This window comes from Chryseobacterium lathyri (assembly GCF_003290185.1).
Lineage (GTDB): Bacteria > Bacteroidota > Bacteroidia > Flavobacteriales > Weeksellaceae > Chryseobacterium > Chryseobacterium lathyri.
In genome coordinates this window covers 151,208-166,608 of record NZ_QNFY01000003.1, presented here as the reverse complement: position 1 = coordinate 166,608, position 15,401 = coordinate 151,208, and the positions used below count along the sequence as shown (strand labels likewise).

At 37.8% G+C, this 15,401-nt stretch carries 10 protein-coding genes; 1 reads left to right on the top strand and 9 read right to left on the bottom strand.

Going from position 1 to position 15,401, the window contains the following annotated elements; genetic code table 11:
• Positions 1-13 precede the first annotated feature (13 nt).
• The 4 genes from DRF61_RS04960 to DRF61_RS04945 all read right to left on the bottom strand — a co-directional run bounded on the left by DRF61_RS04960 (position 14) and on the right by DRF61_RS04945 (position 4,229).
• Positions 14-1,348 (bottom strand): TolC family protein, encoded by a 1,335-nt coding sequence (locus DRF61_RS04960; RefSeq protein WP_111954667.1) that lies wholly within the window; start codon positions 1,346-1,348, stop codon positions 14-16.
• Positions 1,349-1,400: 52 nt separating this feature from the next.
• A complete protein-coding gene (locus DRF61_RS04955; RefSeq protein WP_111954665.1) occupies positions 1,401-2,018 on the bottom strand; it encodes a TetR/AcrR family transcriptional regulator in 618 nt (205 codons plus the stop codon).
• Positions 2,019-2,397: 379 nt separating this feature from the next.
• On the bottom strand, positions 2,398-3,156 hold the full coding sequence (locus DRF61_RS04950; protein WP_111954663.1) for an SDR family NAD(P)-dependent oxidoreductase: 759 nt from the start codon (positions 3,154-3,156) through the stop codon (positions 2,398-2,400).
• Positions 3,157-3,641: 485 nt separating this feature from the next.
• Positions 3,642-4,229: a Crp/Fnr family transcriptional regulator gene (locus DRF61_RS04945; RefSeq protein WP_111954661.1), complete on the bottom strand. Its 588-nt coding sequence runs from the start codon at positions 4,227-4,229 to the stop codon at positions 3,642-3,644.
• 530 nt (positions 4,230-4,759) lie between these two features.
• Here DRF61_RS04945 and DRF61_RS04940 point away from each other — a divergent pair.
• Positions 4,760-6,271, top strand: coding sequence for a serine hydrolase (locus tag DRF61_RS04940; RefSeq protein WP_111954659.1), 1,512 nt, complete (start codon positions 4,760-4,762; stop codon positions 6,269-6,271).
• 166 nt (positions 6,272-6,437) lie between these two features.
• Here the strand turns inward: DRF61_RS04940 and DRF61_RS04935 are convergent, their stop codons facing one another.
• The 5 genes from DRF61_RS04935 to DRF61_RS04915 all read right to left on the bottom strand — a co-directional run bounded on the left by DRF61_RS04935 (position 6,438) and on the right by DRF61_RS04915 (position 15,306).
• Complete coding sequence (locus DRF61_RS04935; protein ID WP_111954657.1) at positions 6,438-7,358, bottom strand: carbohydrate kinase family protein; 921 nt, start codon at positions 7,356-7,358, stop codon at positions 6,438-6,440.
• 152 nt (positions 7,359-7,510) lie between these two features.
• Positions 7,511-9,208, bottom strand: a complete 1,698-nt coding sequence (locus DRF61_RS04930) for a RagB/SusD family nutrient uptake outer membrane protein (protein ID WP_111954655.1) — start codon at positions 9,206-9,208, stop codon at positions 7,511-7,513.
• 17 nt (positions 9,209-9,225) lie between these two features.
• On the bottom strand, positions 9,226-12,327 hold the full coding sequence (locus tag DRF61_RS04925) for a SusC/RagA family TonB-linked outer membrane protein (RefSeq protein ID WP_111955065.1): 3,102 nt from the start codon (positions 12,325-12,327) through the stop codon (positions 9,226-9,228).
• 10 nt (positions 12,328-12,337) lie between these two features.
• Complete coding sequence (locus tag DRF61_RS04920) at positions 12,338-13,900, bottom strand: glycoside hydrolase family 32 protein (protein WP_111954653.1); 1,563 nt, start codon at positions 13,898-13,900, stop codon at positions 12,338-12,340.
• A 95-nt stretch (positions 13,901-13,995) separates the two neighbouring features.
• A complete protein-coding gene (locus DRF61_RS04915) occupies positions 13,996-15,306 on the bottom strand; it encodes a sugar porter family MFS transporter (RefSeq protein ID WP_111954651.1) in 1,311 nt (436 codons plus the stop codon).
• Positions 15,307-15,401: the final 95 nt, after the last annotated feature.

Genomic DNA, 15,401 nt, shown 5'->3' with positions numbered 1-15,401 from the left:
AACTGTGTTGATTTTATTGATTAAGATTGAAAGTGGCATTGGCTCTTTCCAGCTCTGCGAAGGCAATCCATGAATTGTAAAGGGCAATGTTGGTATTAAGCTGTGTGTTGACGACCTGATTTTGGGCATCCAGTAATTCGATATAGATCGCTAAGCCTTCTTTGTATAATTTGGTGACATCATCATTGTATTTTGTAGCGGTCTCTTTCTGTTTACTGTCAGATTCATACTGTTCCAAAGCAGATTTTAAATTATTTTGAGAAACCTGAAACTGAAGTAGCAACTGCTGTTTGGCATTATTGATCTGAGAATCTAATTTTTTACTTTCTTCATCTACCTGTTTCAGTTTGTACTTATTTTTATTACCGGAAAAAATATTCCATTCCAGGCTCAGACCTGCAAAATAATAGCGTGAAGTCTTATCAACCCTGAAATCAAAATCCTGAAAACCGAGATCTGCGAAGCCGCTTAGTTTTGGAAACCAATTGGATCTTGTCAGCTGATACACATTTTCGTTGATCTCTTTAGCCTGATTCAGCTTTTGCAATTCTTCCCTGTTTTCTGTATTTTCCGAAAGCAATTCTGTCGGAATTTCTATAATTTCATCGGTTTCAATCTCAGTATCCAGCTTCTGATTCAACAGAAAATTAAAGTAAGCCTGGGCATTTTTGCTTGTATTGATGGCGGTTTCGAGATTAGCCTGAATTCTTGTTACTTCATTATCACTTCTCAGTACTGCTGTACGATTGATTTTGTCATTCTTAAAAAGCGCTCTGTTCACTCTCTGATTTTCCTTCACCATCGATAAAGCATTCTGATAAATTCTGATACCTTCTAAAGATTGCAAATATTTATAGTATGCAATCTTGATATCCTTTACCAATTCGCGCCGGTAAATTTCCAGTTCAATTTTTTGTAAACCCACTTGCTGTGTTTTAATCTTTTTGTTGTAAATAATCTCATAATTCAAAAGCGGCATTGTCGTATGAAGCTTTATGTCATAGAAATTATTAGGATTAATCAGCACCGACTGATTCTCCAGCGTTGGAAAAGTGTTGGAATTGGTGATCTGATTCAAGGTGCTGTACACAGGATTCATCATATCTCCGATGGGAATATCAATCGTTCTTCCGCCGTCAGCAATCGTGTAATTGGCTACTACTGCGACCGAAGGTGAAAACAGTGACTTAGCTTCCTGTAAAGCATACAGGCTTTTATTGACATCAAAATTTCTTTGTTTGATAACTTCATTATTTTCAAGACCGATTTCGATGTATCGATCAAGGTTAGTTTGGGAATATGTGATGCATCCTAAACAAATCAGTAATAACATTGACAGTTTTTTCATTTAAATACATTGTTTATAATTTGAACATTGTTCATTTTTTAGACAAAAAAATTTATAGCTTTTCCAGCATTTTCAAAAATTCGTTATACCCTTCAGCCATAATGGTGTCCGGACTGCTGAACTTCACTCCTTTTGTTCTCTGACGAATTTCCAGACAGCACATACCGTGCACAAGGCTCCAGATCAAAAAAGATAATGCTTCTGAGTTATGCTCCTTAAAATGACCTTCTTGCATACAATCTTCCACCGTCTTTTTAACATACCCAAAAGTTTCATTTCCTTCTGACCACAGCTGATTTTTCTGTGTTTCAAGATAATCCATTGGTGCTCTCAGGTTGAACATAAGATCATACATCTCAGAATTTTCCATCGCAAACTTCATGTAGACAAATCCCATTTTTCGAAGCCTCAATAACGGATCTTCTTCACTGATTAAATCTCTGAAGTATCCCCCCAGCTCCTGAAATCCTATGGAATGCAGATCATGAAAAATAGCATTCTTATCTTTAAAATAAACATAAACGGTACCTACACTGTAATTTATTTCATCAGCAATATTTCTAATGGTGGTATATTCTATTCCTTTTTCCACAAAAAGTCTTTTTGCACCATTAAGAATGAGTAATCTTAAAGCTTCCTTTTCTTTTTGTTTTCTTTCACTTATGCTCATAAAATAATTTTATTATGCAAAGATATAATTATTTTTTGAACGTTGTTCATTTTAATTATACTTATCGGTATTTTTGTTCGTCTTATTAAATTCAAATATCTAAAAAGTGTGTCAAAATAAAGCTCTATATTCCCTGTAAATACCTATTTACTTGAATTGAGTTAAATAGAAATTACTGGATAAAAAAGCTTTGTAATTCTTATTTTATTTGGATCAAACGAACCAAATCATGGATAAAAGTGTTTGAAGATACGCTCATCTTGGTCACTAAAAGCCAAATGGCGCTACTTATTAAGACAAGTGGCGCCATTTTTATTTATTTCGATAATACTATTTGCTATGCAATAACATACCCATATCTTCAGTTCTTTCAATGTTTTTAAAAACCAAACATACCACCGGAAACGCTTATTTGCTCTCCTGTAATCCAGGCTGCATCATCAGAAGCCAAAAATACGGCAGCTTTCGCAATATCTTCCGGCTGACCTCTACGGCCAAGTGGTGTATTGGCAACAAACATTTTTTCATAATCACTGCCTTTGGTAACACCAGCACTAATGGCACCTTCTGTTTCTGTAGCGCCTGGCAAAATAGAATTAATACGAACGTTTTTTACACCCAGTTCTTTCGACAAAGAAATCGTTATCGCATCTAATGCTGCTTTTGTTGAAGAGTATAACGATACTCCCGCCATCGGCGATTTGCTTGCACCCGAACTGACATTAATGATATTGCCACCTTTATCTCCAAACAGCTTTAACGATGCTTGGATAGTCAATACAGAACCCAAAACATTGACGTTGAAATGCTTATGAAAAGCTTCTGCCGATACCTGTTCGATAGGTAAAAATTGTTGAAACACCGCGTTGTTTACCAAAATATCTAAGGTTCCGAAAGTTTTTTTAGTTTCTTCAAACAACCTGTTCACATCAGCTTCATTAGATACATCGGCCTGTACTGCAATGGCTATGCCTCCATGATCTGTTATCTCCTTTACTACACTATCCGCTGCTTCTTTGCTTGAAGCATAATTTACAACGACCTTTGCACCTTCATGGGCAAAGTGCTTTGCGATTGAAGCACCTATTCCTTTTGCTGCACCAGTTACTACTGCTACTTTATTTTTTAATTTACTCATTACTTTTTATTACTTTTTTTGTTTGTTAATATTCTTCATATTTTTGTTTTGAAGCTTGTACAAAGATGCAACCCTGTGATGAAGCGTTGGTTGATATACATCATTAAGTAAGCTTGATATGGGTCAAGTCAGGTTGATGACCCAAATCAAAATAAGCTCATAACCAATTGTAATACTGTAAATTAAAATATTATTAAAAACACCCGGGAAACAAAACCAGTCAAGATCAAAACGGCATAAAATCCTTTTTAGTCTTATTTTTTATTCGAGCAAAATATTTTTTAAAGTAGGAAATTTGCTGAGAAAACAAATTGAAAAACCAAGTAATAAGATTTGATCAATGATGAATTGAGAATTGCTATATTTTACGGGACTTCCTAGCTGATTATTATGAAAAATTCTCTTTCAGGGAAAAAGCTGATGTATAATCTTTAATTTTATTAGTCGACATTCGTCATGAATTATACAGTTAGCATAAAAAGAAATTATTTTAAAAAATTTTTCTTTATCCTGCTCAAAGTTTCTGGCGATAAACCCAGGTATGAAGCGATCATGTTCTGCGGAAACCGTTGCAGGAAATGAGGATAACTTCTGATCAGTTCTTCATAACGTTCTTCAGCCGTATAGCTATTTGAGGCCAGCATTCTTTTTTGAGCTGCAATAGCGTAATTTTGATTGATTACATTCGTCATCGCTGAAAAGGCGGGAATATGCTTTAGAAACTGTTCAATTTCAGCATGAGTTGACTGTAGTATCTCAAGTGGCTCCAGTGCTTCAATATTAAAACGGCTTGGAGTCAACAGAAAAAAGCTTTCAAAATCGGCCAGCCACCAATTTTCCACAGATAGTTTCAGTATGTGTTCATGCCCCTTATCATCTGTCGCAAAGGTTCTGGCAGATCCTTTCACAATAAACCCAATGTATTTGCATACATCTCCTTCCTGTAAAAAATACTGTCTTTTTCGAAGTTTTTTGGGTTTGAAATGGGCCATCAACAAATGCTTATCGTCTTCTGAAAGCTGTTTGCCTGATGTTTTTTCTATGTAATCGAAAAACACTGGAAAATCAGACATCGTTTAAATAATTTATTGCAATTTACTTAAACTATCCGATAAACTAAAAGATAAGTATTCTAAAATTTGAGGTACACTATCATAAATTTACAAGTAATAAATGTCATTTAATACCTTCAAAATCTTATCTATAGCTGTTAATAAAAGATTTGAATAGAGCCCGGTTATCAGCATGGAGAAATGCCTTGGTTTTGCGGACAAAAGCCTAAAAAACTTGGCGTAGAAAATTTAAATAAGGAAAATGCAGGAGATAGCCCACTTGCAGCCAATAAATTTGATAAAGTTTGTATAAAGGAACTTCTTGTCAATGAAAAATCAAAATTGAAGTACAGTTTGTAAAATTATTTTTCACAACGATGTATCAAAAATCTATTGAATTAAATCCGGATCATGAAAATGGACAACAGATGCTGTTGAACATTGAAAAAAAATAAACAATAAAACAGAAGATACTAAAAAAATCAGTCATTGATGTAATAAAACTTACTTGTGGATCGTCTTTATATTGAAATAGATAACCAGGAATAAAAATGAAAAAACTACATCTAGTCCTAATGCTGTCTTTAACCTTGAATATTTTTGCACAAAATGTAAAGGATAAAATAAAATCATTCGAAGACAATATGCTCAGTTGGGATAAATCGAAAACTAAGAAATGGACTTTAAAAGACAGGATGGCTTTCTATAATATGAATGCAGTAAGCATCGCAGTCATTAAAGATTACAAAGTAGAATGGGCTAAAGCTTATGGTTATGCAGATGTTGCTGAAAACAGACCAGCGAGCGTTCACACATTATTTCAGGCTGCATCTATCAGTAAATCCATTAATAGCTTAGGACAATTAAAGTTGGCTGAACAAGGAAAATTAAGCTTGGATGATGACATCAATAATTATTTGAAAAGCTGGAAATTCCCATATGATTCGGTTTCAAAAGGAAAAAAAATTTCTATTGCAAACCTCTTAAGTCATAAAGCAGGTTTGTCTGTTCATGGTTTCGGAGGCTATCAAAGAGGAAAAGAACTCCCTACAATAATACAAATTCTTGATGGACTGAAACCATCAAATTCTATTGCGGTTCGGTCTGTGTTTGAGCCCAACCTTAAATTCCAGTATTCGGGTGGAGGAACAACTATTTCACAGTTAATCCTTGAAAATACAACAGGAGAAAAGTATGAAGATTATATGTTTAAAAATGTTTTGAAGCCATTAGGAATGAATGAAAGTTCTTATAATCAGCCTCCCTCTCCAGATAAAGAATTATTACTTGCAACGGCTTATAATAACGGAAAAGAGGTAAATGGAAAATATCATATTTATCCCGAAAAAGCCGCAGCCGGTTTATGGACCAATCCCAGTGATCTGGCAAAATATATCATCGAAACACAATTGTCATTATTAGGCAAATCAAATAATATTTTGTCCAAAGAAATGTCTGTAAGGAGAATTGAGAATAATTACGGTGTATTTCTAAGTGATTTCAAAGGCACAAAATATTTTGCACACAGCGGAGGGAATGAAGGGTTTGTATGCTACTATATTGGAAGTGTTGAAGATGGAAACGGTTTAGCAGTAATGACTAATGGTAATAATTTTAAACTGATAGAAGAAATCCTTTTAAGTATTGCCAGTTTAAACCAATGGAAAAACTACCCTATCGAGCCACAAAAGGAATCTATTGGCTTAACCATCAGAAAAGAATGCTTGAAAAATATTGATAAAGGAATTGCATTATATAAAGACCTTAAGAAAAACAAGCCAAATGACTACAATTTCTCCAACGAAAATGAATTGAATGAACTTGGTTATGAGTTTCTAAAAGATAATCAATTAGACGCAGCGCTTAAGATTTTTGATTTAAATGTCAATGAATTTCCAAAATCAGGAAATGTCTATGACAGTCGAGGCGAAGCTTATTTTAACAAAAAAGAATATGCATTATCAAAAAGCGATTATCAGAAATCATTAGAATTAGATCCCACCAATAATAATGCGAAGGAAATGATTTTGAAAATCAATCAAATTTTTTCCACCAAAAATTAAATTGCTTTATAAAATGAGTGATGTAGTTCTTGCTTAATTTGACTTAAATGAACCAATTATCGATAAAAGTCTGAAGATAATATGTCTTAATCATATACAGTTAAACGGCACCACTTCTCTTAAAGTGGCGCCGTTTTTATTCTTTGGGATATCAGATTAATACTGTTTAAATATTCAGATAAGCATTCTGCTTAAGAAATATCTCTATTTCAGAATTTTCTATCTTAGGATTTGCACCGGAGTAACTCGCTACCAAGGCACCGACAGCGCTTGCAAAATTTAAAGCATCAACAGGATTTTGATCGGACAGCAATTTCGCAATAAGGCTTGCCAAAAAAGAATCACCTGCACCTACCGTATCTGCCACTTTTACAGGATAACCTTCGTGTCTATAAAACTGATCATTCCATAGTAAAATAGATCCGTGTTTTCCTAAAGTTACACATATCGCTTTAGTGTTTGTTTTTTCTGATATGAATTTTATATTGGATTCAAGATCATCGGATTCAAAGCCCATTCCGGCAGCAATTTCCAGTATTTCCTCATCATTAAATTTAATAAAGTCTGCCCTGTTCATAAGCTTTTCAAGAAGCTGAATATTGTAAAAGGGTTTTCTTAGATTCACATCGAAAACTTTAAACATTTTATCGTTGGAATCCAATATGGAGAAAAGTGTTTTTTGGGAAACCTCATTTCTGCAGGCAAGGCTTCCATAGAAAAAGACATCAGCTTCTTTTACGGTATTCATTATTTTTTCGTCAACACTGATAAAATCCCACGCAGAAGGAAACTTGATCTCATACGTGGCAGAGCCGCGCTCATTTAAAGAGACCTGAACAATTCCTGTTTCATATTCCGGAGAAACAATAATTCCGGCGGTTTCAAGAGTATTTTCTTTGCCATAATCCAGAATTACTTTTCCGTCTTCGTCATTTCCTACTGCACTGATCATTGTTACCGGAAAGCCATATGAAGCTGTTCTGAGAGCCAGATTAAGAGGAGCTCCCCCAATTTTTTTCTCTTCTCCAAAAACGTCGAAAAGTACTTCTCCAAAACTTATTACATTAATTTTCTTATTGATAAACATTAATTGGATTTTTGATATTGATATTATTGAATGAACTCTCTGAAGAGCTAAAAATACTCCATTTTTTATTAATAGATAAGATACTCCGAACCGGAATTCATTCCATAATCCGCAATTCTGTTTTTGAATATCGTTTTCATTAGCATTTTGTTTTAGTATCCGTTATTTTGTTTGTACAGTCCTTGGCTGAAATTGATCTGTGCCAAAGGAATCGGGCAGTATTCTTCAATTCCGTGGTCAAACCCCGCCTGCGAATAGTAAGATCTTTTAGTTTTTTCGACAGAATAATAGCTATTCATCGTTCCTGCTGTAACGCCCCATCTTACGAGGTCAAAGAAACGGCTTCCTTCCATGGCAAACTCCATTCTTCTCTCCCATCGCAACGCTTTTCTTGCAAAATCCTGATTCCACGTACAGTTCACTCCCGGCTCATATTTGCTGATCAGGTTGTTGGTGGTATAACTTCCTGTAAGCACCGTACTATTGGCAGCCCGCTGTCTCACCTGATTGATCAGTGGCAAAGCATCGTTATATTGTCCAAGCTCTATCAGCGCTTCAGCTTTCATCAGCAAAACATCGGAATATCTTATGATAATTCTGTTTTTGGAATTTCCATAGAAGGGGTCTACATTCACGGTACAGCCACATCCTACAGGCACATTTTCTTTTAACGAAGAATAGTACCCATAAGTCCCGGGACTTCTGCTCCAGCTTTCCTGAAAAATTTTGTTTTCGTCGTATTTCCAAGGCAGTCCGGGCAAGGCAACGGTGTGGTATAATCTAGGATCTACCTTGTAACTGTTCAGCTGGTTGTAATTCAGATCCACATCGTTAAAAGTATCAAACATCGGTAGTCCCTGCGGTGTCGTTTTGAATGCGTTCACCAGATTCTGGCTTGGCTTATGAAAATCACAGCATCCCAAACCTTGTGGTACAGAAAGCATATCTCCGAAATTGAGCCTTCCGAAAAGCGTACCGTCATTATCAGAATATTGAATGGAAAAAACTGCCTCAGGGCCGTTTTCGTGTGTTCCCGGCAGGAAATTGTACCCGAAATCCGGTTCCAATGTATAATTTCCGATCACCTGATTGGCAGCATCAATAGATTTCTGAAGGGTGACAGGATTTACCTGCGTTACTGTATAGTTATCATCCTGTTCATACGCCTGATACAGCCTTACTTTAGCAAGATAAGCATAGGCAGCACTTTTCTTTGGTCTTCCCACTTCCGACTGTGTTGCAGGCAGATTAGCGGCTGCAAATTCAAAATTAGAAGCAATAGCTTCCCATAACTGCTGGTCTGTCTTTGCCCTGTTTGAGATTTTCGGATACTCATCAAGCGGTGTATTTTCATCTACATAAGGCACATATTTAAATAACGTTTTCAGTAAAAAGTAGTAATGTCCTCTTACGAAGCTCATCTCGGCAATCCGCTTTTGCTTGTTCGGATATTCGGAATCTGAAAGTTGCTTAAGTGCGGCAATTGCTTTGTTACATCTGGAAATCCCTACATAATTGAGATACCATAATCTGTCTAACTCACCAAAATCCGAACGGACGTTATTTGAAATTTCAAAAAAGTGGAATGTCTGGATATCATTGGTTCCGCTTCCTCCTTTGTACGCATCATCAGAACGAACGTTCCCATAGGGCCAAAGGCTGAAAGGGGTATCATAATGGTCGTTTCCAAGAGATGCATAGGCTGCAACCACAAAACCATCCACATTCTGAGGCGTTACCACATCAGCTTCCGACAGGACACCTCTCGGCTCATTGTCCAGAAAATCGTTGCAGGAAGTAGTTCCAAGCAGAAAAGCAAAAGCTATTGTTAAAAGTATATTCTTTTTCATTTTTTATTATTTAAAAATTATAGGGAAAAATTAACTCCAAAATTGAACGTCAGCGGTAACGGATAACCGAATGCCGGTGTTTCGGGATCTACTCCTGTAAAGCTTTTCGATTTTATCGTCCAAAGATTCTGAACACTTGCATACATCCTGAAATTGACAATATTATAATGCTCCATTAAAGATTTCGGAAACGTATAGCCCAACTGTAAAACCCTCAGCTTCAGATAACTTCCGCTTTCTACATAATATGATGAGAATCTGGATTCTGCATTACTGTCCACTGTCGTAAGCGCAGGAATATCCGAATTGGGATTTTGCGGCGACCACGCATTCAGAAGCCTTGTCCCTTTATTGGAACCGACATCATCCACACTCCAGAAATCAGTCTGGTATTTTTTTGAATTAATGACATCCACATCACCGATGCCCTGCCAGAATGTTGAAAGATCAAAGTTTTTATATGAAAAGTTAAGGTTGATACCATACATAAATCCCGGATTCGGATTGCCAATCCACGTTCTGTCTTTGTCGTCAATCATTCCATCACCATTTAGATCTGCATAGCGGATTCTTCCCAAACCTTTACCTGACTGATTGGCAGAATTATCCACCTCTGCCTGCGTCCTGAAAAGTCCGTCGGCAACATAACCGTACATTGAGTTAATGGGGCGTCCCAGAATATTATCCGTTGTTCCGTTTCCACCGTAATTATTGATAACCGATTGCGGAAGTTCGGTAATTTTGTTACGGTTCATCGAGATGTTCCCTGAAACTTCGTAACGGAAACCGCCTGCTGTTTCATTCTGATAGGACAATGCAACCTCGATCCCTTTGTTTTCCATAGATGCCCCATTGATCCATCGATCTCCTCCTTCTCCGATCACCCCAAGATAAGGTGGTAATACCAGGATGTCTTTTGTTGCTTTTTTATAAACATCGATACTCCCTGTCAGTTTTTGGTTAAAAAATCCGAAATCCAGACCGAGATTGGTTTGTGTGGTGGTTTCCCATCTCAGGTCGTCATTTTTTGTCTGAGTTGCGATAAATCCTGATGGTAATAACCCACTTCCGACACCGGAAATATCGTAGGCTGTGCCATAAGATGTTGCCCACGTTGGATTTCCTCCCGCATAATTTGCTATATAAAGGGAATAAACCGCCGAATTGCTGATTTCCTGGTTTCCGGTCTGTCCCCAACCTGCTCTTAATCGTAAATCTGAGAAAAACGGAATCAGATGTTCCGCAAAATGTTCTTTATTGATTCTCCATCCTGCCGAGAATGCAGGGAATGTTCCGAAACGGTTGTTTTTACCGAATCTTGAAGAGCCGTCGTAACGCAATGTTGCGGAAAAAAGGTATCGGTTGTCATAATCGTAAGAGAATTTTCCGAAGTAGGACAACAGGCTGTAATACGTGGAGCTTCCGCCGTTGAAAGCGTCTCCTGTTCCTGCATCTGGATACATATAGTCAGGTGTTTCTATCAGGAATCCTTCTTTTCTCAGCCACGTATTTTTAAACGTATCCTTGTACATTTCCATTCCACCCAACACATCAAAATGGTGTTTTCCTGCTTTCGCAGTGTATTGTGCTGTATTGGACCATGTCCATTTCTCCGTGTCTGACTGGTCGATGTTTACTGCATTGGTTTTGTTTTGCAGATAACCTGAAACATAGCTTCTTTGCAGCATTCTTTTGTAATAATTGGAAAGATCGATTCCAAAGCTGGATTTTAAGGTCAGATTTTTCACAGGCTGCAATTCGGCATAAACATTTCCGAAGAATCTTTGATATTGGTAGCCATTGTCTTTATTGTATTCCAAAAGTCTGACAGGATTTTGCCGGTCATTCATTCCACCAACCGGACCGCCCCACCCGATTCCGTCTATAGTATGAACGGGAATGATGGGCAAAGCACGTAATGCGGGATCCAAAACGCCCGGATCCATAAGCTCATTGGTTTTATTAAAGGTGAAATTTTCTCCGATTTTCAGTTTTCCGTCAAAAAAGTTATAAGAGGTATTGACGCGGGCAGACAATCTTTTGAAATTGGTAAGCTTCACGATTCCATCATTGTTATAATATCCCAAAGAGAAAAAGTAAGAACCTTTGTCCGAAGCACTAGAAGCAGAAACATCCAGCGAATTGGCAACACCTGTCTGCGAAACCTCATCATACCAGTTGGTATCGGCTGACTTTATGGTTTTTGCGGCATCCAGATATTCCGGAACATTGCTGTTATATAAGGTCGGAACACCATTCTGAACACCCCAGTCGAAATTGTAGCTTAAATTGTTGCTATTAGGGTTCAGTCCGTCATTGATGTTGGCCTGCCAAAGCACCTGTCCGAATTGTTTGGCATTCAGAACCTCTGTTTTTTTAGTATACTGTGAATACGCCGTATAATAATTAAGGTCAATTCTCATCTTACCTTTTTTACCTTTTTTGGTAGTGATAATGATAACACCATTGGCAGCCCTGGAACCGTAGATACTTGCCGAAGATGCGTCTTTCAGCACCTGCATCGTTTCGATATCGCTTGGATTGAGTTCGTTCATTCCGGCTTTTGTGGGAACACCGTCAATCACATAAAGTGGATCTGTATTATTTAACGTTCCCACACCACGAATCAGCACTTTGGTATTACTGCCGGAAGGAGATCCGTCGGCTGTGATATTAACACCCGCTACCCTTCCCTGCAAAGATTTGATTGGATTGGGTTCGGTCTGCTTGTTCAGGTCTTTCATATCCACCACAGAAACCGCACCGGTAATGTCTGCTTTTTTCTGCTTGGTATATCCGGTTACGATGACCTCATCTATACTTTTTATTTTTTCTGCAGCTAAAATGATGTTAAGAATTGTCTTTTCATCTACAACCACTTCACGGGTGGAATAATCGGGATAAGTGAAAATTAAAGTATTTCCTTTTTGCAGATCATTAATCTGAAATGCACCGCTGCCGTCTGTTGTTGTATTGGCTCCTGTTTCTGAAACGGTTACAATAACCCCGCTCAGCGGTTTCTGATTTGAGGAAACTACCTTACCTTTAATGACTTCCTGCGCAAATACATACGAAAAAGGCAGAAGGCAAAAGGCGATGGCTATTTTGTATTTCTTCATAGTATAGTTTTTATTTGATATTAATCTGATGTGCATTGATGTTCAGAGTACTTCCTTTTGTATCTGTGGATAAGCTCAGTTCCGAAAAGCTTTCATTAGGGAAGAATATTTCGGTCATTACCTTTTCGCCGTTATTGAAGAAAATTTCGATAGAAGTTTTATCCAGGACAATTTTGAACGCTGCATTTTGGTAGTTTTTTGCTAATGGAGCTTTTGAAACCCTGTCTGCAAAATTGCCCTTAAAATCGGTTTTCCCGGATTGGGTACGGTCAATAAACAGCTCTTGCTTGTTATTGTCAATTCCGAAAATCACCCTTTCTCCCAATGAATTTTTCAAAGCAAAAGTGTAAACTCCTTTGGTCATTTTTTTGAGATCAACATCTAACACTGCTTTGGAAAGATCTATTTCTCCTTTGCCGATGAGCTTTTTATCAGAAACAAGGCTAATTTCTTTTCTGATTGATTTTCCTTCATAATTTTTGAGTTGGGAAACAGGATTATTTTTCAAAATATAACCTTCTTTGGTCCGTTTTAAAGTTACTTCACGAGGAATAGTAGAACTTCCTCTCCATTTTTCCGTAGGCACATTCGGTGAATAATCCCAGTTTGACATCCATCCGATAATCACTCTTTTATTATCCGGAACATTATCAAAAGAAACGCTCGCATAATTATCGCGCCCCCAATCCAGCCAGACCACTTTTTCTTTTTCGAGCTGCTTTGTATAAATATCATCCATTTTGAAGGTTTTTCCGTCAAAATCACCTACAAAATACTGGGCAGCAGAGCCTCCGTTTGGGCCACCCGGATTGATGTTAACGATAAGCACCCATTTTTCTTCATTGGTTCCTTCTACCTTTATGGGGAAAAGATCCGGACATTCCCAAACGCCACCGTGTCCGCCGAAATCTTTGCCAAATTCTGAAAGGAAGGTCCAGTCTTTCAGGTTTTTTGAGGCATAAAAATGCTGCCTGTCCTGTACCGCCAATCCCATTACCCATTGTTTTCTTTTGGCATCCCAGAAAACTTTCGGATCCCTGAAATCTTTTATTCCTGGATTTTTCAATACCGGATTGTTACTGTATTTGGTCCAGGTTTTTCCATTATCCAAAGAATAAGCGATTGCCTGAGACTGTGCGTCAATTTCTCCGGCTTGCTCTTTCTTCATATCGTGATAGGTAAAAATTGCCACCAACGGAACATTCTTCCCATCACCAAAACCTGATGTATTATTTTTATCCACAACTGCACTTCCTGAGAATATGGCACCTTTTTCATCATAGGCAATGGCAGGAGCCAGTTCTTCCCATTTTATAAGATCTTTGCTGATAGCGTGTCCCCAATGCATCTTACCAAAATCCGGTACACTCTGAAACGGCGTATACTGGAAAAATAAGTGATAAGTTCCGTTGAGATAAAACAGACCGTTTGGATCATTCATCCAGCCTTTTTGAGGAGTGAAGTGGTAATTGGGTCTGTAAAGCTGCTCTTCGGACGTTTTCAAATCCGACTGTGCGTTGAGCCCGGAATAAAACGTTGCAGCAATGATTAAAGTTGATATGATTCTCTTCATTATGATTATTTAATAGGAATTTTTTGAATTATTTTAAAAACACTTTATTCAATTTATAGAGGTGTTCTTTCTGATGATTATATTGATTTGTACATCTATTTCGTCAGTGTTTTGCTTAATTTTTCCAGAGATATACCCTTTGTTTCCGGCATCATAAACATCACGAATAATAATTGGAATACCATTGCAATGGTAAAGACTAAAAACACGGTTCCAGCTCCAATGGTGGAAAATAATGTAGGAATCAAGGATGGGATGATCGCTGCCAAAAGCCAGTGTGTGGAACTTCCGAAAGCCTGCCCCGATGCCCTAAGATGATTCGGAAAAATCTCTGAAATGAACACCCAGATCACGGTTCCCTGACCAATAGCGTGAGAAGCAATGAAGAGGAACAGGAAAATAGGAATCGCCAATCCCGACCAATGGAAATAAAACGCCATAGAAACCAACCCCAGAGAAATGATATACCCTACGGAACCTAAATACATCAGTGTTCTTCTCCCGACTTTATCAATGAGATTAACGCCAACCAGAGTGAAAACCATATTCACAACACCAATTCCTATACTGCTGAGCAGTGCTGTTTTCTCGCCCAAACCTGCTTCGCCAAAAATCCTTGGTGCGTAATACAGGAATGCGTTGATACCCGACATCTGATTAAAAAAGGCTACTAGAAAAGCCAACATCAGCGGAAAACGGTATTTTTTCATAAAGATATTTTCCTTTGGTGATTCTGCGTGGTCATCTTCCATCTGCGTGATCAAAGTTTCAGAATCCTGATCCGGACTCAGGATTTTCATCACTTTTTTCGCTTCTTCTATTCTGGAATGGGAAACCAGCCATCTCGGACTTTCCGGAATGGTGAATACACATAATGTATAAATGGCTGCAGGAATTGCCTGTACACCAAGCATCCATCTCCAGTCGTTATCGCCGATACCGCTTAATAAATAATTTGATAAAAATGCAATTAAAATCCCCAGAACAATATTAAACTGATACAGTGAAACCATCCTTCCGCGATCTTTTGCAGGTGCAATCTCTGAAATATAAGCCGGTGCAGCAATCGTAGAAGCTCCAACGCCCAAACCACCCATAAACCTGAAAAATGCAAACAGATAAGGATCATTGGAAAGTGCAGTTCCTATGGCAGAAAACGCATATAAGACACCAATGATCAAGAGCGTTTTTTTCCGTCCTAATGTATTGGTCGGGATTCCGCCGAAAATAGCCCCTATCACTGTACCCCATAATGCCATCCCCATCACGACCGCTCCGTGAAATGCATCTGAGCTGTTCCACAACGTCTGCAATTTTTTGTCTGCGCCGGAAATCACTACCACGTCAAATCCAAAAAGAAATCCTGCCAAAGCTGCCGTAATAGACCACATAAGAATTTTATTCATCCTTTAAAATATTTATTTGTTTGTGGCTAATATATCCCGGGGCGGTAATCCGAAGGTCTAATTATGTAACTAAATATTTCGGCAAGGTTAATTAT

Bases quoted from the DNA above. Each gene is read 5' to 3' on its own strand.
- DRF61_RS04940 (WP_111954659.1), top strand. From the start codon at position 4,760: ATGAAAAAACTACATCTAGTCCTAATGCTGTCTTTAACCTTGAATATT.
- DRF61_RS04925 (WP_111955065.1), bottom strand. From the start codon at position 12,327: ATGAAGAAATACAAAATAGCCATCGCCTTTTGCCTTCTGCCTTTTTCG.
- DRF61_RS04950 (WP_111954663.1), bottom strand. From the start codon at position 3,156: ATGAGTAAATTAAAAAATAAAGTAGCAGTAGTAACTGGTGCAGCAAAA.
- DRF61_RS04945 (WP_111954661.1), bottom strand. From the start codon at position 4,229: ATGTCTGATTTTCCAGTGTTTTTCGATTACATAGAAAAAACATCAGGC.
- DRF61_RS04915 (WP_111954651.1), bottom strand. From the start codon at position 15,306: ATGAATAAAATTCTTATGTGGTCTATTACGGCAGCTTTGGCAGGATTT.
- DRF61_RS04935 (WP_111954657.1), bottom strand. From the start codon at position 7,358: ATGTTTATCAATAAGAAAATTAATGTAATAAGTTTTGGAGAAGTACTT.
- DRF61_RS04930 (WP_111954655.1), bottom strand. From the start codon at position 9,208: ATGAAAAAGAATATACTTTTAACAATAGCTTTTGCTTTTCTGCTTGGA.
- DRF61_RS04920 (WP_111954653.1), bottom strand. From the start codon at position 13,900: ATGAAGAGAATCATATCAACTTTAATCATTGCTGCAACGTTTTATTCC.
- DRF61_RS04955 (WP_111954665.1), bottom strand. From the start codon at position 2,018: ATGAGCATAAGTGAAAGAAAACAAAAAGAAAAGGAAGCTTTAAGATTA.
- DRF61_RS04960 (WP_111954667.1), bottom strand. From the start codon at position 1,348: ATGAAAAAACTGTCAATGTTATTACTGATTTGTTTAGGATGCATCACA.